This is a genomic window from Clostridium sp. 1001275B_160808_H3 (assembly GCF_015550425.1).
In the GTDB taxonomy this organism is placed as follows: domain Bacteria; phylum Bacillota; class Clostridia; order Clostridiales; family Clostridiaceae; genus Clostridium.
In genome coordinates, this window is the sequence record NZ_JADNAT010000003.1 from 61,562 (window position 1) to 80,669 (window position 19,108).

The following is a 19,108-nucleotide window of genomic DNA, read 5'->3' on the forward strand; positions in this document are numbered from 1 at the left end:
TTATGAAGAGAAAAGTTATTTTTAATAATCAAGCTATTGAGTATTTATTAATATTTAAAAAGAAGAAAAATATCTCTATAAAAATAGAAAATAGTGGAGAAATAAAAGTATTTGCACCAAGTGGAATAGATAATAACTATATTGATGACTTAATCATTAAAAAAGGTGATTGGATATTAAAGTCTCTTGATAAGATAAAGAAAAAAGATTATATTGATAATAAAGTTATCTTTCAGGGAAAATATTATAATTTAATAATAAATAAATCTGATGAAAATAATATTTTTAAGGATAATATTAATATAACTATAAATAGTAAAGACTTAAGTAGGGAGTATATTAATGAATTATTAATAAGCTGGTATAAGAAATTATCAATAGATATTGTTGGAAAAAGGGTAATGGATATTTCTAATAATATTTATATAAAACCTAGTAAGATCATTATTAAAAATCAGAAAAGTCTTTGGGGAAGTTGTAATTCGAAAAGAGAAATAAGATTAAATTGGAGACTTGTTCTTATGCCGCAATTTGTTATGGATTATATAATTATTCATGAATTATGCCATATAAAGCAAATGAACCATTCGAAAGAATTTTGGAAATTAGTTGAGTCTTACTATCCTAACTATAAAGAAAGTAAGGATTGGTTAAAGGAAAATGGAGCTATGTTAATGAATTTAACATAGCTCCATTTTTAACTTAAATTATTTGATTGAAAATTTAACAATTTAAATATGACTAAGTTTTTTATAAAAAATTTGGAATACTAATTATATAAAATTTTTTAGACTTAGGAGAAAATATATGAAAAAGATTATAATTTTATTGCTTTTAGTTATTTCAACATTTTACTCTTGTAGTAACAAAAAAATTTATAATAAAGCTGAATCTAATATCTCTGATAAAAGCGAAGATAAACAAAGAACTGTTAATGATAATGATGATACTGTAATTTTAAAAGCTTCGTTTAAGGAAAAAAGTGTAAATATTGAGGATTTAATAAAAAAAGTAGAAGAAGATTTAAGTTCAGAGGGGGCATTAGCAGTTGCAGTAGATAGAGAAGGAGATTCGATTTATATAATGACTACAAAATCAGAAGCTAAGGATATAAGGATTCATAAAATAAATGCATCCAAAGGATTGAATTCTAGTGATTATATAAAGGACCAAAGAGATATTAATTATGAAAAAATATCTGACAGCATAAAAGAAGGGGAGTATTTAATAGTTCCAATTAAAACTGAAAGTGAATTTACTGAAGAGGCAATTTCATGGATTTCTAATGATGGAAAAGTTAAAGTTTATGAAACTAAGGGAGAAAAAAGTTCAGAAATAAACATTTTTAATTGAAATTGGTTTTATATGAAAAATTGAACTTGTTAAAAATTTTAAGAATTAGCTTGAGATTATTTAAATAGCTTTAAAAAGTTACAATAAAAAAAGGTTATTTATTATAATTTACATAGGGCTAGAAATAGTTTTTTTAGCAATATGTATAAAATGTGAAATTTTTTTTAAAATAATACTAGAAAAAAACTCTTGTAGTATTTATAATTAGCTTATAAAACTTTAGAAAAGTATTAAGGAGATAAACATGAGAGCCGTATATAGAAATCCAAAAGAATTAGCAACTTGCTTAAAAGATTTAGTAGACAATTACTTAGAATATTTATTAAGTTATGATGATTTAGAGAATAAAATCAAGAAAATAGTTGATGCAAATGGAGATAGAGTTTATAAAGATGGTAAGATATCATTAAAGCTATATCCATATTTAGGTGATGAAAGAGTAGAAATTATTGATAAAATAATTAAAGGATAAAAAATTGCCTCCATAGAAATTCTATGGAGGCTTTATTGAATAAATTTTTATAAATTAAAAATAGATAATTTTTTTTCTTCGTATGGTATTTTGTCTAAAGAATGTTTTAAAGTTAAAAATTCTATTTCAGCTCTATCAATCTTACTAGATAAGATTTCTTTTTCTCTAGATGTATTTGCTTTTTGATTTTGATCTAATAATATACTTAATTCTTCAGAAAGCTCAAACATTCTTAATGCTGCTTCATAGCAGTTATTTATTTTCATAAAATCACGCCCCTGTGTAATAATAACAATATTATACAATAAATGTAATAAATGTTCAAATTATCTAAATGTTTTCAATTAAAAATATAAAAATTTAATTATATAAAATTTGGTTTTAGATTATATTATATTAATGTAGAAATAAAGGGAGTAGAAAGATGCTAAATGATGTTATTAAAAAATTTCATAATAATATTCCATATATAAATGGATGGGAAAAAATGAAAAGAGCTTCTGTTGCAATTTTATTTGTAGAAATAGAAGATAAATTAAATATAGTTTTTGAAGTTAGAGCTAAGCATATGAGAAGTCAACCGGGAGATATTTCTTTGCCAGGAGGAAAAATAGACTTAAAAGAAAATGAAAAGGAAGCCGTTATTAGAGAAGTATGTGAGGAATTAGGGCTATCAAATGAAGATTTTGAAATAATAGCTCCACTTAATATACTTGTTACTCACTACAGTTTATTAATACATCCATTTGTAGGATATATTAAAAACTTTGATCATGTAAATATTAATAAAGATGAAGTAGATCATATATTTTTAGTACCATTAGATTATCTATTAAACAATGAACCTAGAGTCAAGAATAGTAAAATTATAGTTAATAGATGTGATGATTTTCCATATGATTTAATAAATGGAGGCAAGAATTATAAGTTTAAAGAAGGAATATATAGATCATTATTTTATGAATATCAAAATTATGTTATTTGGGGCATTACTGCATTAATATTAGAAGACTTCTTGAATGATTTTAATAAATATATAATTAAAGGCTAGGGAATTCCTAGCCTTATATTTAAATACTATGTAGTATAAAATATACTATAAATACAAATGAAATTATATACATTACAATTGAAAGTTGATCTTTTTTCTTTGTTATAAGTTTCATCATTGTATATGAGATAAATCCAAATGCAATACCATCTACTATACTAAATGTAAGTGGTATTAAAACAATAATTAAAAATGATGGAATTGCTTCTGAAATATCATTAAAATCTATATGAACTATTCCTTTAATCATTAAACTCCCTATAATAATTAAAATTGGAGCAATTACTTCATTAGGAATTAAGCTTATAAATGGAATGAATAATAATGAAATCAGAAGTAGTAATCCTGAAATTAATGATGTTAAACCAGTTTTTCCACCGGCTGCTATTCCTGCTGTCCCTTCAACTGTAGAAACAGAAGGACTTGTTCCAAATAAGCCACATGCTATTGTTGATATTGCTATAGCATTTAAAGCCTTATTTTGCTTTTCAGGAGCTTGTAAAAGTCCATTTATTTGTCCATGTAATAAACCTATATTTTCAAAAATTAAAACTAAAGTTAATGAAAAAGTTGAAATCCAAAAAGGAATAGTGAAAAATGCACTTAAATCTATATTAAATAGAATTCCTTTATATTCATTAAAATTAGGTAATGAAAATTTTAATCCTGTAGTATCAACAAGATTTAATAAAATTGCAGCTATTGTACCAACAACTATACTTATTAAAAATCCACCTGGAATATTTTTAGCAAATAATACTACGGTTAATAAAAACATCGCTATAAAAAATATAACTTTTGGATCTGAAAGTGATCCAATTCTAACCATTGTAGATGGATCAGAAATAATTAGACCTCCTTTTTGAAAACCTAAAAATGTAATAAACAATCCTATTCCTATAGTAATTGATTCCTTTAATGAATTAGGTATAGATGTATCTAGTATTTTAGCTAGGGGTGTAGTAGCAACAATTAAAAATAATATACCAGCCATAACAACACTTGCTAATGCTTGATTAAATGATAATCCCATACTTAGTACAATTGTATAAGTAAATAAAGCATTAATTCCCATACCTGGCATAATTATAAGTGGAGTATTACTCATAAAAGATACTAGTAAGCATCCTACAAATGAAGCAAGTACTGTTGCTATTATAAGTGGTTCCTGTGATATACCTCCATCACTTAAAATACTAGCATTAACTACAATAATATATACTGCAGCAAAAAAAGAAGTTAAACCAGCTACTAGCTCGGTTTTGAAATTTGTTTTGTGTTCCTTAAGTTTAAATAATTTGTCCATCCTTTCTGTAAAAACCTCTTTTCTTTATCCCTCACCCGCCCGCACCTATTGATGTCTAAATAATTATATCATTAAATTTAAAAAATTAAAGAGTAGAAATAAATTAAAGTCAAATTATATATATATAATGACAAAAAAATATACTCAAATATATTTTTGTAAAATTACAGCAAAGTTATTCGTAAAAACATAGTATATAGAAGATATTAATAGTGCAAAGGGGGATAACTTTGACCAATAGAATTACTATAAGCTTATGTATGATAGTAAAAGATGAAGAAAAGACATTAGCTAGATGCTTATCTTCAGTAAAAGATATAGTGGATGAAATGATTATCGTAGATACTGGCTCTACGGATAAAACAATAGAAATAGCCAAAAGCTTTAACAGCAAAATATATAATTTTAAATGGGTAGATGATTTTGCAAAAGCAAGAAACTATGCATTTAGTAAAGCTACTAAAGAATATGTTTTTTGGCTTGATGCAGACGATTATTTAGATGAAGATAATATAAAAAAATTCAAAATACTAAAAGAAACTTTAGATAGAAATGTTGATACTGTAGTTATGGAGTATTCTTTAAGTAGAGATTCAAATGGCAATACAACTTATTCCTTGAAGAGAAATAGACTAGTGAAAAGATCTAAAGGTTTTAAATGGATAGGAAGAATACACGAATATTTAGAAGTAGGAGGAATTAGCTTAAATAGTGAAATATCTGTAAATCATGGAAAAGTTAAACCTAGTGGAAATAGAAATTTAACTATATTCAAAAAGATGGAAGAAGAAGGCGAAGAATTTAGTATAAGAGATATGTTTTATTATGCTAATGAACTATATTATAATGGTCTTTATGAAGAAGCTACTAAAAAATATGAAGAATTTTTAGATACCAATTTAGGTTGGGTGGAAGATATAAAAACTGCTATAGCTAATTTAATTCAATGTTATACTAATACAAATAAGCCAGAAAAGAAGATAGAAATAATTTTAAAGTCTTTTGAATTTGATGTACCTAGAGCAGATATTTGTTGCAGGCTTGCAGAAATATTTTTAAGTAAAAAGCAAATTAAGCAAGCAATTTTTTGGTATAAAGTTGCAATGGGGTGTATTCATGAAAAAGATAACCTTGGAATAGATAATAAAGATTATTATACTTGGATACCAAGTATTCAACTATGTGTTTGTTATTCTATCTTAGGTGATTATGATGCTGCTTATTATTATAATGAATTAACGGCTTTATATGGCGGAAATGTAGAAAAAGTAGACTACAATAGAAAGTTTTTAAAATCTAAGTTTGATGAACTAGGAAAAACTATTCCAGAGCTTGATTATAAATTGATTGATCGAAGGTATAGATTTTTTTAAATAGTATAATATTATGCTGTCGAATTACCGATGGCATATTTTTTTACTTAATTTACATGAATATAATATATATTTAAAGAGTCATACTATTCGTATGAATAAATATATTGACAAATAAATTATAAATATTATAATTTAACTATAATACACCCCTAGAGGGTGGGGGAGGTATATGATGAACGAGGAAAGAAAAAAATCATTACAATCGTTAAAAACTGCTAAAGGACAAATTGAAGGTATAATAAAGATGATTGAAGAGGATAGATATTGTATTGATATTTCCAATCAGATTTTTGCAGCTCAATCTTTATTAAAAAAAGCTAATCTTATAATACTTGAGAATCATTTATCACATTGTGTTAAAGATGCATGTATAAGTGGTAATGGTGATGAAAAAATAGAGGAAATAATGAAAATATTAGATAAAGTTATAACTAGATAAATTATTAAAATGGAGGTTTAAATATGAAAAAGAAAATAAACATTGAAGGTATGAGTTGTGGACATTGCGTTGCACATGTAAAAGAAGCATTAGAAGAAATGAGTGGGGTTGAGGTTTTAGAAGTTAATTTAGAAGGTAAAAATGCTTTAGTTAATACTGAAATTGAAGACAATGCCTTAATAGCAGCAATAGATGAAGCAGGCTATGATGTAATATCAATAGAAAAGTTATAGAAACTAAAAAATGAGCAAGTAATATTTACTGCTCATTTTTTTAGTTTAATTAATATATCATACATATCTTTTATTGTAATATTCAACTTATGTAAGTCTTCATCATCCAAAGTTGATATTTTTGTTAATAAACTATTTTTAATTTCAAGTTCTTTATTTTTTAAAAATAAATGTGCCTTTTCAGTTAACTCTATATTTATTTTTCTTCTGTCATTTGGATCTGTATATCTATAAACAAAACCCTCATTAATTAATTTATCTATTATCGGAGTCATATTTGGTTTAGATATATCTAAACATTTTGCTACATCAGATACTGACATCGATTTCTTTCGTGAAAGATAAAATATTACTTTCATATGAGAGGGAGGAATAGATACTCCTTTAACCATTTCGCTTGGATTGAATAATCTATTATGTATTTGGAATAATAGATTAAGTAAATTATCAGATATATCTTTTAGTTCATTATTATTCATATAGTCCCTCCTAAGTATTTGTAACAAATTAATTATAAACTATTTTTTTTTATTATACAACCATAATTGTTATTGACATATAATAGTTATGAAAATATAATTAATATATATTTATAACAACTTAAAAATGAAAATAGAATTTGAAAGGAGATAAATAAAATGATGAAACTGACAAAGTACTTAAAGCCATTTATCGGTTCTATCATTGCTGTACTAATATTATTATTTGTTCAAGCTGTTAGTGAATTATCATTACCAGATTATATGTCTAACATAGTAAATATTGGTATTCAGCAAGGTGGTATAGAAAATTCGGTACCGACTATAATACGTAAAAGTGAAATGGATAAGCTTTCACTATTTATAGGGGAGGATGATTTTAAATTTATACAAGATAATTATACATTATTAAATAAAGATACTCTTTCAAAGGATGAGTTTGATAAATATTTAAAAAAGTATTCAAAGATAGATGAAGAACCTTTATATGAACTTAATTCAAAAAATAAAGATACTATATCTAGATTGAATAGCATTTTTTCTAAACCAGAACTTATTGTATATGGAATTGAAAATGAAAATTTTGATACTAGCATGTTAGGAAATATGCCAAGTAATATGCCTGTACCAGCTGATACAGATCCATTTTTAATTCTTAAGAACATTCCAAAAGAACAATTAAATAGTTTAATTGATTCAATAAATGAAAAATTTGAAGAAATGCCAGAGAGTATGATAGAACAAGCATCTGTTTCATATGTTAAAAATGAGTATTCTGAAATAGGAATAAATACAGATAAATTACAAACAAACTTTATTATTATTTCTGGATTAAAAATGCTTGGAATAGCATTAATTAGCATGGCAGCTGCAGTTATTGTAGGGCTTATATCTGCAAGAATAGCAGCAGGATTAAGCAGATCATTAAGAAGTGATGTATTTAAAAAGGTTACAAGTTTTTCAAATACTGAATTTGATAAATTTTCAACTGCTTCTTTAATTACACGTAGTACAAATGATATACAACAAATTCAAATGCTTATGGTTATGCTATTTAGAATAGTTTTCTATGCACCTATACTTGGTATTGGCGGTGTATTAAAGGTATTAAGAACAGATACAAATATGACTTGGATTATAGCTGTAGGTGTAATTCTAATTTCATTACTTGTAAGTATATTATTTGGATTTGCTATGCCTAAGTTTAAAGTAGTTCAAAAGTTAGTTGATAAACTAAACTTAGTTACTAGAGAACATCTAACAGGTATGTTAGTTATTAGAGCATTTAGCACTCAAAAGCATGAAGAAAACAAGTTTGATAATGCTAATAAGGATTTAACTAAGACAAATTTATTTGTTAATAGATTAATGCAAACTATGATGCCAACTATGATGCTTATAATGAATGGATTAACACTTTTGATTGTATGGGTTGGATCTCATCAAGTAGATTTAGGTACAATGCAAGTAGGAGATATGATGGCATTTATGCAATATGCAATGCAAATAATTATGTCATTCTTAATGATTTCAATGGTTTCAATAATGTTACCTCGTGCTTCAGTATCAGCTCAACGTATTAGTGAAGTGCTATACACAGATTTAACTATAAAAGATAAAGAAAATAGTACAAAGTTTTTAGATTCTAAAAAGGGATATGTAGAATATAAGAATGTAAGCTTTAAATACCCTGGTGCAGAAGATTATGTTTTAGAGAATATTAGTTTTACTGCAAAACCTGGTGAAACTACGGCTATTATAGGAAGTACTGGTAGTGGTAAATCTACTTTAATAAATCTAATACCAAGATTTTACGATGTATCTCAAGGTGAAATCACTATTGATGGAGTTGATATAAGAGATGTAAATCAGAAATCATTAAGGGATAAGATTGGATACATCCCACAAAAAGGAGTACTTTTCTCAGGAACTATAGAAAGTAATTTAAAATATGGTTCCCCAAATGCAACTGCTGAAGATTTAGAGAAAGCTGCAGAAATTGCACAAGCATTAGAATTTATTGATAATAAGCCAGATAAATATGATACTGAAATTTCTCAAGGTGGTACAAATGTATCTGGTGGACAAAAGCAAAGATTATCTATAGCAAGAGCTTTAGTTAAGAAGCCAGAAGTATATATATTTGATGATAGTTTTTCTGCTTTAGATTTTAAGACAGATGCTGCACTTAGAAGATCAATTAAGAAAAATATTAAAAATGCAACTATGATAATTGTCGCACAAAGAATAAGTACAATAAAAGATGCAAATCAAATTGTAGTTTTAGATGAAGGAAGAGTTGTAGGAATTGGAACTCACAAAGAGCTTTTAGAAAGCTGCGAAGTTTATAAGCAAATAGCCTTATCACAACTTTCAAAGGAGGAACTTATGTCATGAGTAATAATGTAAGAAATAAAAGACATGGTGGTTTCGGTGGTCCTATGGGTGGAATGCACGGTGGTGGCGGAAAGGCTAAGGATTTTAAAGGAACCGTTAGTAAACTATTAAAATATTTAAAGCCATATAGAATTTCAATTATTATAGTATTAATATTTGCAATAGGTAGCGCTGCCTTTTCAATAATTGGGCCTAAAATATTAGGAAAAGCTACTACTAAATTATTTGAAGGTTTAGTAAGCAAAGTATCAGGAGAAGTAGGAGCTGCGATAGATTTTACTTATATAGGCAATATACTAGTGCTGTTAGCAGTGTTATATGTGGTAAGTGCAGTATTTTCATTTATCCAAGGTTTCGTAATGTCTGGGGTTTCTCAAAAGGTTTCATATAATCTTAGAAAAGAAATATCAGAAAAAATAAATCGCATGCCACTTAAATACTTTGATAAAATGACTCATGGTGAAGTTTTATCAAGAGTTACAAATGATGTCGATACAGTAAGTCATACTTTAAATCAAAGTATGTCACAAATGATAACATCTATAACAACATTAATAGGTGTACTTATAATGATGTTATCAATAAGTGTAACTATGACTTTAGCAGCAATATTAATAATACCGCTATCAGGTATATTAATAGCTTTAGTAGTTAAAAAATCACAAAAATACTTTAAAGAGCAACAAGCTTTCTTAGGTCATGTTAATGGGCATGTAGAAGAAATATATAGTGGCCATAATATAATGAAAGCTTTTAACGGAGAAAAGGCTGCTGTAGAGGAATTTGATAAATTAAACAATACTTTATATAACTCAGCATGGAAATCTCAATTTTTATCAGGAATGATGATGCCTATAATGACATTTATAGGTAATATAGGCTATGTTATGGTATCTATATTAGGAGGATATCTTGCTATTAAAAAATCAATTGAAGTTGGAGATATTCTTTCTTTTGTTCAATATATAAGAACTTTTACACAACCAATAGCTCAAACGGCTCAAATTGCAAATGTACTTCAATCTACTGCAGCTGCAGCTGAAAGAGTTTTTGAATTCTTAGAAGAAGAAGAAGAAGTTGAAGATATTAATAATCCAGTAGGTATTGATGATATTGAAGGTGAAGTTGTATTTAAAGATGTTCACTTTGGTTATAATGAAGACAAAATAATAATAAATGATTTCTCTAGCAAAATAAAACCAGGACAAAGAGTTGCTATTGTAGGTCCTACTGGTGCAGGAAAAACTACAATTGTAAAATTATTAATGAGATTCTATGAATTAAATAGTGGTGAAATTTTACTTGATAATCATAATATAAATGACTTTAAGAGAAGTGACTTAAGAAAAGTTTTCGGAATGGTACTACAAGATACATGGTTATTTAACGGAAGCATAATGGAAAATATAAGATATGGTAAATTAAATGCAACTGATGAAGAAGTAATACAAGCAGCAAAAGCAGCACATGTTCATCATTTTGTTAAGACATTACCAGATGGATATAATATGGAATTAAATGAAGATGCAAGTAATGTTTCTCAAGGACAAAAACAATTATTAACAATTGCACGTGCAATTTTAGCAGATCCTAAGATATTAATATTAGATGAAGCAACTAGTTCAGTTGACACAAGAACTGAAGTACTTATCCAAAAAGCTATGGATAACTTGATGAAGAATAGAACTAGCTTTATAATTGCCCATAGATTATCTACAATAAAAGATGCAGACTTAATTTTAGTAATGAAAGATGGAGATATTGTAGAGCAAGGTACCCATAATGAACTTTTAAGTAAAAAAGGTTTTTATGCTTCATTATACAATAGCCAATTTGAAACCGCAGAAATATCATAAATTTAAAGAGTATTACTATATTTTAGTGATACTCTTTTTTATTGTATTTAGAATACCACAGGTTCGAACTGTGGTTCCAAAAAGCTTTAAAAAGTACTTAGATAAGGTTATATATACGCATTCTACTTATTGTTATTAAGTGAATCTATCTAATCAAATATTAACCATAAGCAAAGTTGAGGACTAATTAAAAATAATATATTTATCTTTAGTAAAACAAACAAAATTATTAGTAAAATTATCGGTAAAATTATTAGTAAAAAATAAAATATTTATTGATAAATTTTACTTAGCGTGATATTATTATATTGTAAAAATAAATTAAATTTTTGATTGGGAGAGTTGTTATGAGAAACGAAATTAATGATACTTTTAAAAAGGTATTTGGAGAAAAGGAAAATTGCAAAACGTTTTTTTCACCTGGTAGAGTAAATTTAATTGGAGAGCACACTGATTATAATGGTGGAAATGTATTTCCATGTGCATTAAGCTTTGGAACTTATGGAGTTATAAGTTTAAGAAATGACAAAAAAGTAAGAATGTATTCAAGCAACTTTGAAAATATAGGTATAGTTGAATTTGATTTAGATAATATTAGTTTTGAAAAGTCTCATGATTGGGTTAATTATCCTAAAGGTGTAATCGATGTAATGAAAAAACATGGATACGATATAAATAAAGGATTTGATGTGGCTATTTATGGTAATATTCCAAATGGAGCCGGACTATCTTCTTCAGCATCTTTAGAACTTTTAATAGCAGTGATGATGGACAACCTATTTGATTTAAATATAGATATGGTAGATTTAGTAAAGTTTTCTCAAGAAGCAGAAAATAAATTTGTTGGTGTTAATTGTGGTATAATGGATCAATTTGCAATTGGAATGGGAAAGGAAAATAATGCTATACTTTTAGATTGTAACACGCTAAAATATAATTATTGTCCTGTCGAATTAAAGAATGAAATATTAGTTATTGCCAATACAAATAAAAGAAGAGGGCTAGCAGATTCTAAATATAATGAACGTAGAAGTGAATGTGAAAAAGCTTTAGAAGAATTAAAAACAAAATTAAATATAAATTCATTAGGTGAATTATCTATAGAGGATTTTGAAAATAATAAAAACTTAATAGATAGTAAAATAAGAGTCAAAAGAGCTAAACATGCAGTATATGAAAATCAAAGAACATTAATGGCTAAAGATGCCTTAGCAAAAAATGATTTAAGAACTTTTGGTAAACTTATGAATGAATCTCATATTTCTTTAAGAGATGATTATGAAGTTACAGGGATTGAATTAGATACACTAGTTGAACTAGCATGGAATCATGAAGCAACAATAGGAGCTAGGATGACTGGTGCAGGATTTGGTGGATGTACAGTTGCATTAGTAAAAAAAGATAAGGTAGAAGATTTTATAGAAAAAGTAGGGCAAGGATATAAAGATAAAATAGGATACGAAGCTAGTTTCTATATAGCAAATATAGGTGATGGAACTAGAGAAATTTAGGAGGTATAAAAAATGATATTAGTTTGTGGTGGAGCAGGTTATATAGGGAGTCATACTGTTTATCAGTTAATAGATAAGGGCGAAGAAGTAATAGTTGTAGATAATTTAGAAACTGGTCATATAGAAGCAGTAAATCCGAAAGCTAAATTCTACAATGTTGATATAAGAAATGAAGAAGATCTTGATAAGGTGTTTAAAGAAAATGATATAACAGAAGTAATTCATTTTGCAGCTAATTCCTTAGTTGGAGAAAGCATGACAAATCCTTTAAAATACTACAATAATAATGTTCATGGAACAGAAGTTTTATTAAAGGTTATGATTGCTAACAATGTTAAGAAAATTGTATTTTCTTCTACAGCTGCAACTTATGGTGAAGCTACAAAAATGCCTATAGTTGAAACAGATAGAACTGAACCAACTAATGCATATGGAGAAACAAAGCTTGCTATGGAAAAAATGATGAAATGGGCAGACATAGCACATGGCGTTAAATATGTCTCACTTAGATACTTTAATGTAGCTGGAGCACATGTAAGTGGAAGCATAGGAGAAGACCATAGTCCTGAAACTCATTTGATTCCTTTAATATTACAAGTTCCTTTAGGTAAGAGAGAATTTATATCTATTTTTGGAGATGATTATGATACAGAAGATGGTACTTGTATTAGAGATTATATTCATGTAATAGATTTAGCTAATGCTCATATTCTAGCTGTAGATTATCTAAGAAACGGAAATTCAAGTGATATATTTAATTTAGGGAATGGAAGTGGATTTTCTGTTAAAGAAATGATAGAAGCTGCCAGAAGGGTTACTGGACATGAAATACCAGCAAAGATTTGTGAAAGAAGAGCAGGGGATCCAGCTAGATTAATAGCTTCAGCTGAAAAAGCAAGAAATACTTTAAAATGGAGTCCAGAATTTAAGAGTGTTGAAGATATTATTGCTTCTGCTTGGAATTGGCATAAAAATAATCCAACAGGTTTTAATAAGTAGGTGACGATATGAATATTTATAGGGAAATCAAAAGGCTTATTCAATATGGATTGAAGCATGAGCTTTTTAATAAAGATGACGAAATATTTGTAAGAAATAGTTTATTAGATGTTTTAAATCTCGATGAATATGAAGATTTTGAAATAGAGGATGAAAATTTAAATACTCCAACTGATATACTAAGAAATATATTAGATTATGCATTTAATAAAGGAATATTAGAATCTAACTCCCCTATATATAGAGATTTGTTAGATACTAAAATTATGGGGATTTTAATGCCAAGGCCTTCCGAGGTTATACGTGAGTTTTATAATCGTTATAAAGTTTCAAAAGAAAGTGCTACATCTTACTTATATAGTATAAGTAAGGCATGTGATTATGTTAGAACAGATAGAATAGCACAAAATTTAGTATGGAAATCTAGTACAGAATATGGAGATTTAGATATAACTATAAATTTGTCAAAACCTGAAAAAGATCCTAAGGCAATTGCAGCAGCAAAAAATTTACCACCATCTAAATATCCTAAGTGCTTATTATGCAAGGAAAATGAAGGATATAGAGGTAGGGTAAATCATCCTGCAAGGCAAAATATAAGAATAGTACCAGTGGATTTAAATAATGAAAATTGGTATTTACAGTATTCACCTTATGCATATTATAATGAGCATTGCATTGTTTTTGCAGGTGATCATATACCGATGAAAATTACAAAAGATACTTTTAATAGGTTATTAGAGTTTATAGAAAAATTCCCACATTATTTTATAGGGTCTAATGCAGATTTACCTATAGTTGGAGGTTCTATTCTTACACATGATCATTACCAAGGTGGAAATTATGAATTTGCAATGGATAGAGCAGAAGATATATTTAAATTCAATTTAAATAATTACGAAAATATTGATTTATCTATTGTTAAATGGCCTTTAACTGTATTAAGATTAAAAGGAAGGAATAGATTGGAATTAAGTGATCTAGCAAATAGAATTTTATCTCACTGGAGAAATTATAGCGATTCTATTGTTGATGTATATTCTCATACAAATGAAGTTCCTCATAATACAATTACACCTATAGCTAGAAGAGATGATGAGTTTTATGTTTTAGATTTAGTGCTTAGAAATAATAGAACTAGTGAAGAGTATCCAGATGGAATTTTCCATCCTCATAAAGAACTTCATAATATTAAGAAAGAAAATATAGGTTTAATTGAAGTTTTAGGGCTTGCAGTTCTTCCGGCTAGGTTAAAGGATGAATTAGAAATCATAAAATTATCTTTAGTTAATGGAACTGATGATATTTATAGTAATGAAGAAATGAAAATTCATTTAAATTGGTATGAAGAAATAAAAAATAGCAATTCATTTATAAATAAAGAAAATGTTGATTCCATTATAGAAAAAGAAGTTGGAAAGGTATTTTCTAAAGTCCTAGAGCATTGTGGAGTATTTAAATGGAATGAAGATGGAAAAGAAGCTATGCAAAGATATATAAATAGCTTAAAAGAAGCAATTAATTAATAAAATATAAGGTGAGGCAATATTAATTTAGTTTGCCTCATCTTTAATTGTTATTAATAATTTATAGAGTTATATAAAGGTAATCGAGGTGGTTATAAATGGCGACGATAAAAGATATTGCAAGTGCTGCTGGAGTTTCTATTTCGACAGTTTCTCGTATTTTAAATTTAGATAAAACCCTAAACGTTTCTGAAGATACTAGGAAAAGAGTTTTAAGCATAGCAGAAGAAATGAATTATGTTACAATAAAAGAAAGAAAAAGTAAACTTAAAAGTCATACCATTGGGATAATATGCTCTTTTAATGAAGTTAAAGAATTAAATGATCCTTATTTTCTATCTATTAGAATGGCTATAGAAAAAAAATGTGTTGAAGAAAATATAGATTTTAAATCTTTATATTATACTAAAATATTAAACGATGATGCTTCAAAGTATAAGGGGTTAGATGGAATAATTGCTATAGGAATATTCCAAGATGATGAAATTAAAAAGCTTAGTGAATTATCTCAAAATATAGTATTTATAGATTCATCTCCTGATGAATGGGAGTTTGATTCAATAGTTGTAGACTTAAAATATGGAGTTAGAAAAGCATTAGAATATTTGTACAGTTTGGGTCATAAAGATATTGGCTATATAGGGGCTAAGGTTATTCCACATAATGATAATAATGGTGTAGAACTTGTAAATTATAGAGAAGCAACATATAAAGATTTTATGAATGAAATCGATAATCTAAATGATGATTGGATATTTAAAGGTGATTTTACACCAGAGGATGGATATAATCTTATGAGAAAAGCCTTGAAATTAGGAAATATTCCATCAGCTTTTTTTATTGCAAGTGATCCTATGGCTATAGGAGCTTATAAAGCTATACAAGAAAATGGATATAAGATTCCAGATGATATAAGTATAGTTGGATTTGATGATATTGCTACAGCTCAGTACTTATCTCCTTCATTAACAACTGTAAAGGTATTTACAGATTTTATGGGAGAAACTGCTTTAAATACTTTACTTGAAAGAATAAAAGATGAAAGAAGCCTAAGCAAAAAAATTGTATTACCAGTTAAATTAATTATTAGAGATAGTTGTAAATTAAAATAATTTTTTTGCCCTATAAGTAATATACTACTTATAGGGCTTGTTTGTATTAATAGCTAAAAAGAGGTGGGGGGGATTTAAGTGATATATAGACTTGGAATAGATGCAGGTTCAACTACAGTAAAATTAGTATTATTAGATGAAAATGATAATGTAATTTATAAGACTTATAAGAGGCACCTTACAAAAGTAAGAGAAACTATATTAGAAGAAATAAAATTAATAAAGAGCTTATTAGTGAATAATGTGATAAAAGTTTCTATAACAGGTTCATCTGGATATGGTGTTGCTAAAGATACAAATATTTCTTTTGTTCAAGAAGTTTTCGCAACAACCATTGGTGTAAAAAAATTATTTAATAATATTGATGTTGTCATTGAATTAGGTGGAGAAGATGCAAAAATAATTTATTTGACTAATGGTCTAGAAGAAAGAATGAATTCAAGCTGTGCAGGTGGAACAGGTGCTTTTATAGACCAAATGGCAAGTTTAATGGGGATAACAGTTGAAGAATTAGATAAAATTAGTTTGCAATATAATAACATATATCCAATTGCATCAAGATGTGGAGTGTTTGCAAAATCGGATGTTCAGCCTTTATTAAATCAAGGAGCAAGTAAGGCAGATATTGCTGCAAGTATTTATGAAGCAGTAGTAAATCAAACAATTGGGGGGCTTGCTCAAGGTAGAGAAATAAAGGGGAATATATTATTTTTAGGCGGTCCATTATATTTTTATAAAGGACTTAGAGAAAGGTTTATAAAAAATTTAAACTTGAAGGATGAAGAAGCAATAGTGCCTGATGATGCAGAAGTTTTTGTGGCAAGAGGAGCTGCCTTATTTGCAGATAGTGAAGATAAAACATATACATATGAAAAGTTAATTTCAAAGCTATCATATTCTAATAATATAAATATAGATATGAAAAGGGATATTAAACCTTTATTTTCTAGTAATGAAGAGTATAAGAAATTTATAGAAAGACATAATAAGGCCAAAGTATTAGATAGAGATATAAATAACTTTAAAGGTGATGTATACTTAGGGATAGATGCAGGAAGTACTACTACTAAACTTGTTCTCATAGATAAAAATGATAATATTTTATATAATTACTATGCTCATAATGAAGGAAATCCAGTTAAAGTAATAAAAGAGCAGTTAGGTTATATTTATGACAACTTTGTAGATAAAATAAATATAAAAGGAAGTTCCGTTACTGGTTATGGAGAAGAATTGATAAAAAAAGGCTTTGGAATAGATTTTGGAATAGTTGAAACACTAGCACACTATATAGCTGCAAGTAGATTTGATCCAGAAGTAGATTTTATACTTGATATTGGTGGACAAGATATAAAATGTTTTGAAATAGAAAACAAATCAATAAAAAGTATAATTTTAAATGAAGCTTGTTCTTCTGGATGTGGATCTTTTATAGAAACCTTTGCAAAAGCAATGGGATATGATGTTGAAAGTTTTTCAAAACTTGGATTATTTGCAAAGCATCCAGCAGATTTAGGATCTAGATGTACTGTTTTTATGAATTCCTCTGTAAAGCAAGCTCAGAGAGATGGAGCAACTATTGAGGATGTTTCGGCAGGACTTTCAATGAGTGTTGTTAAAAATGCATTATATAAAGTTATTAGGACTAAAAACATAGGAAAGAATGTTATAGTTCAAGGTGGAACTTTATGTAATGATGCTATTTTAAGGAGTTTAGAGCTTGAGTTAGGTCAAAATGTAATAAGATCTAATATTTCTGGATTAATGGGAGCATATGGAGCTGCTTTATATGCTAAAAGTCAAAATCTTGAAAAATCTAAAATTATAGATAAAGACAGTATTAAAAATTTTAATCATGAATCTAAAGCTGCAAAGTGTGGACTATGTACGAATAAATGTAATTTAACTATAAATACATTTACTGGTGGTAAAAAATATATATCAGGAAACAGATGTTCAAAACCAACTGGAAAATATAATGATAATAATATCCCCAATATTTATGAATATAAAAACAATAAGATTATGAAATATGCTAATAATAATGGGTCAAAAGATACTATCGGGATTCCAATGGTTTTAAATATGTATGAAAATTTACCTTTCTTTGTAAGGTTTTTTAATGAATTAGACATTAAAGTAGTTTTATCAGATGCCTCATCAAAAAGACTTTATTTAAAAGGACAACATACTATTCCATCAGATACAGCATGTTATCCCGCAAAACTTAGTCATGGACATGTTGAAAGTATTATAAGTAAAGGTATAAAAAATATTTTTTACCCTTGCATGACATATAATTTTGATGAGGGAATATCAGATAACTGTTTTAATTGCCCAGTTGTAGCATATTATCCAGAAGTTTTAAAAAATAATATTTCTAAATTAAAAGATTTTAATTATATAAGTCCTTATTTAGATTTAAATTCAAGTAAAAGTACAGTTGATAATTTATATAATTCTTTAAAGGATTTATATCCATGGATAACCAAAAGGAAAGTAAAAGTAGCTTATGAAAGAGCAATTGAAGAATATGAACAATATAAATTAGATATTTTAGAAAAAGGAAAGTCTGCAATTAAATATGCTAGAGACAATAATTTATTAATTGTCGTTTTAGCTGGAAGACCATATCACGTAGACAAAGAAATAAATCATGGAATAGATAAAATGATGAATTCTTTAGGATTAGTAATATTAACTGAAGATTCTATACCAATTGACAAAAATAATAGAGAAGTAAAAATGTTAAATCAATGGACATATCAAGCGAGATTATTTAATGCAGCAAAGTTCGTAGCAAATAATGACGATATGCAATTAGTTCAATTAGTTTCATTTGGATGTGGAACAGATGCAATAACTGCTGATGAAACTAAAAGAGTTTTGGAAAGTAATGGTAAATTATACACTCAATTAAAAATAGATGAAACTAGTAATTTAGGCGCAGCAAAAATTAGAATAAGAAGTATGGTTGAAGCAATTAAAAGTAGGTGAG

17 protein-coding genes are annotated in these 19,108 nt (G+C 27.2%); 14 read left to right on the forward strand and 3 right to left on the reverse strand.

The features are described 5' to 3' along the window. Window positions 1-2: 2 nt before the first annotated feature. The 3 genes from I2A75_RS03385 to I2A75_RS03395 all read left to right on the forward strand — a co-directional run bounded on the left by I2A75_RS03385 (window position 3) and on the right by I2A75_RS03395 (window position 1,825). The gene (locus I2A75_RS03385) at window positions 3-689 is read left to right on the forward strand and encodes a SprT family zinc-dependent metalloprotease (protein WP_195263068.1); all 687 of its coding nucleotides are present in this window, start codon (window positions 3-5) and stop codon (window positions 687-689) included. A gap of 118 nt (window positions 690-807) precedes the next feature. Beyond that, a complete protein-coding gene (locus I2A75_RS03390; RefSeq protein ID WP_195263069.1) occupies window positions 808-1,353 on the forward strand; it encodes a hypothetical protein in 546 nt (181 codons plus the stop codon). A gap of 244 nt (window positions 1,354-1,597) precedes the next feature. After that, the gene (locus I2A75_RS03395) at window positions 1,598-1,825 is read left to right on the forward strand and encodes a TIGR04540 family protein (protein WP_195263070.1); all 228 of its coding nucleotides are present in this window, start codon (window positions 1,598-1,600) and stop codon (window positions 1,823-1,825) included. Between the two features lie 47 nt (window positions 1,826-1,872). Here I2A75_RS03395 and I2A75_RS03400 read toward each other — a convergent pair whose 3' ends face one another. Continuing rightward, window positions 1,873-2,091, reverse strand: a complete 219-nt coding sequence (locus tag I2A75_RS03400) for a hypothetical protein (RefSeq protein WP_195263071.1) — start codon at window positions 2,089-2,091, stop codon at window positions 1,873-1,875. Between the two features lie 158 nt (window positions 2,092-2,249). On the opposite strand from I2A75_RS03400, the gene I2A75_RS03405 reads away from it, so the two are divergent. Further along, a complete protein-coding gene (locus I2A75_RS03405) occupies window positions 2,250-2,876 on the forward strand; it encodes a CoA pyrophosphatase (protein ID WP_195263072.1) in 627 nt (208 codons plus the stop codon). A 19-nt stretch (window positions 2,877-2,895) separates the two neighbouring features. Here I2A75_RS03405 and I2A75_RS03410 read toward each other — a convergent pair whose 3' ends face one another. Next, entirely contained in the window at window positions 2,896-4,182 is a 1,287-nt protein-coding gene (locus tag I2A75_RS03410; protein ID WP_195263073.1) for an NCS2 family permease, read from the reverse strand. A 230-nt stretch (window positions 4,183-4,412) separates the two neighbouring features. Between I2A75_RS03410 and I2A75_RS03415 the strand changes: the two genes are divergently transcribed. From I2A75_RS03415 to I2A75_RS03425, 3 genes are all read left to right on the forward strand, one after another. Further along, on the forward strand, window positions 4,413-5,555 hold the full coding sequence (locus I2A75_RS03415; RefSeq protein WP_195263074.1) for a glycosyltransferase family 2 protein: 1,143 nt from the start codon (window positions 4,413-4,415) through the stop codon (window positions 5,553-5,555). Window positions 5,556-5,730: 175 nt separating this feature from the next. Continuing rightward, a complete protein-coding gene (locus I2A75_RS03420) occupies window positions 5,731-5,997 on the forward strand; it encodes a metal-sensing transcriptional repressor (RefSeq protein WP_195263197.1) in 267 nt (88 codons plus the stop codon). Window positions 5,998-6,020: 23 nt separating this feature from the next. After that, window positions 6,021-6,230, forward strand: coding sequence for a heavy-metal-associated domain-containing protein (locus I2A75_RS03425; protein WP_195263075.1), 210 nt, complete (start codon window positions 6,021-6,023; stop codon window positions 6,228-6,230). A 32-nt stretch (window positions 6,231-6,262) separates the two neighbouring features. Here the strand turns inward: I2A75_RS03425 and I2A75_RS03430 are convergent, their stop codons facing one another. Beyond that, window positions 6,263-6,709, reverse strand: coding sequence for a MarR family transcriptional regulator (locus I2A75_RS03430; protein ID WP_195263076.1), 447 nt, complete (start codon window positions 6,707-6,709; stop codon window positions 6,263-6,265). Window positions 6,710-6,868: 159 nt separating this feature from the next. Here I2A75_RS03430 and I2A75_RS03435 point away from each other — a divergent pair, with 159 nt between their 5' ends. The 7 genes from I2A75_RS03435 to I2A75_RS03465 all read left to right on the forward strand — a co-directional run bounded on the left by I2A75_RS03435 (window position 6,869) and on the right by I2A75_RS03465 (window position 19,107). Further along, the gene (locus I2A75_RS03435; RefSeq protein ID WP_195263077.1) at window positions 6,869-9,106 is read left to right on the forward strand and encodes an ABC transporter ATP-binding protein; all 2,238 of its coding nucleotides are present in this window, start codon (window positions 6,869-6,871) and stop codon (window positions 9,104-9,106) included. Then, window positions 9,103-10,962, forward strand: a complete 1,860-nt coding sequence (locus tag I2A75_RS03440; protein ID WP_195263078.1) for an ABC transporter ATP-binding protein — start codon at window positions 9,103-9,105, stop codon at window positions 10,960-10,962. Before I2A75_RS03435 ends, I2A75_RS03440 begins: the two co-directional genes overlap by 4 nt. A 347-nt stretch (window positions 10,963-11,309) precedes the next feature. Continuing rightward, complete coding sequence (locus I2A75_RS03445) at window positions 11,310-12,473, forward strand: galactokinase (protein ID WP_195263079.1); 1,164 nt, start codon at window positions 11,310-11,312, stop codon at window positions 12,471-12,473. 12 nt (window positions 12,474-12,485) lie between these two features. Then, window positions 12,486-13,472 carry a UDP-glucose 4-epimerase GalE gene (gene galE / locus I2A75_RS03450; RefSeq protein ID WP_195263080.1) on the forward strand — a complete coding sequence of 329 codons (987 nt, stop codon included), beginning with the start codon at window positions 12,486-12,488 and terminating at the stop codon, window positions 13,470-13,472. 8 nt (window positions 13,473-13,480) lie between these two features. After that, complete coding sequence (galT, locus tag I2A75_RS03455) at window positions 13,481-14,998, forward strand: UDP-glucose--hexose-1-phosphate uridylyltransferase (protein ID WP_195263081.1); 1,518 nt, start codon at window positions 13,481-13,483, stop codon at window positions 14,996-14,998. A gap of 98 nt (window positions 14,999-15,096) precedes the next feature. Next, a complete protein-coding gene (locus I2A75_RS03460; RefSeq protein WP_195263082.1) occupies window positions 15,097-16,110 on the forward strand; it encodes a LacI family DNA-binding transcriptional regulator in 1,014 nt (337 codons plus the stop codon). 78 nt (window positions 16,111-16,188) lie between these two features. Further along, entirely contained in the window at window positions 16,189-19,107 is a 2,919-nt protein-coding gene (locus I2A75_RS03465) for an acyl-CoA dehydratase activase (RefSeq protein WP_195263083.1), read from the forward strand. Window position 19,108: the final 1 nt, after the last annotated feature.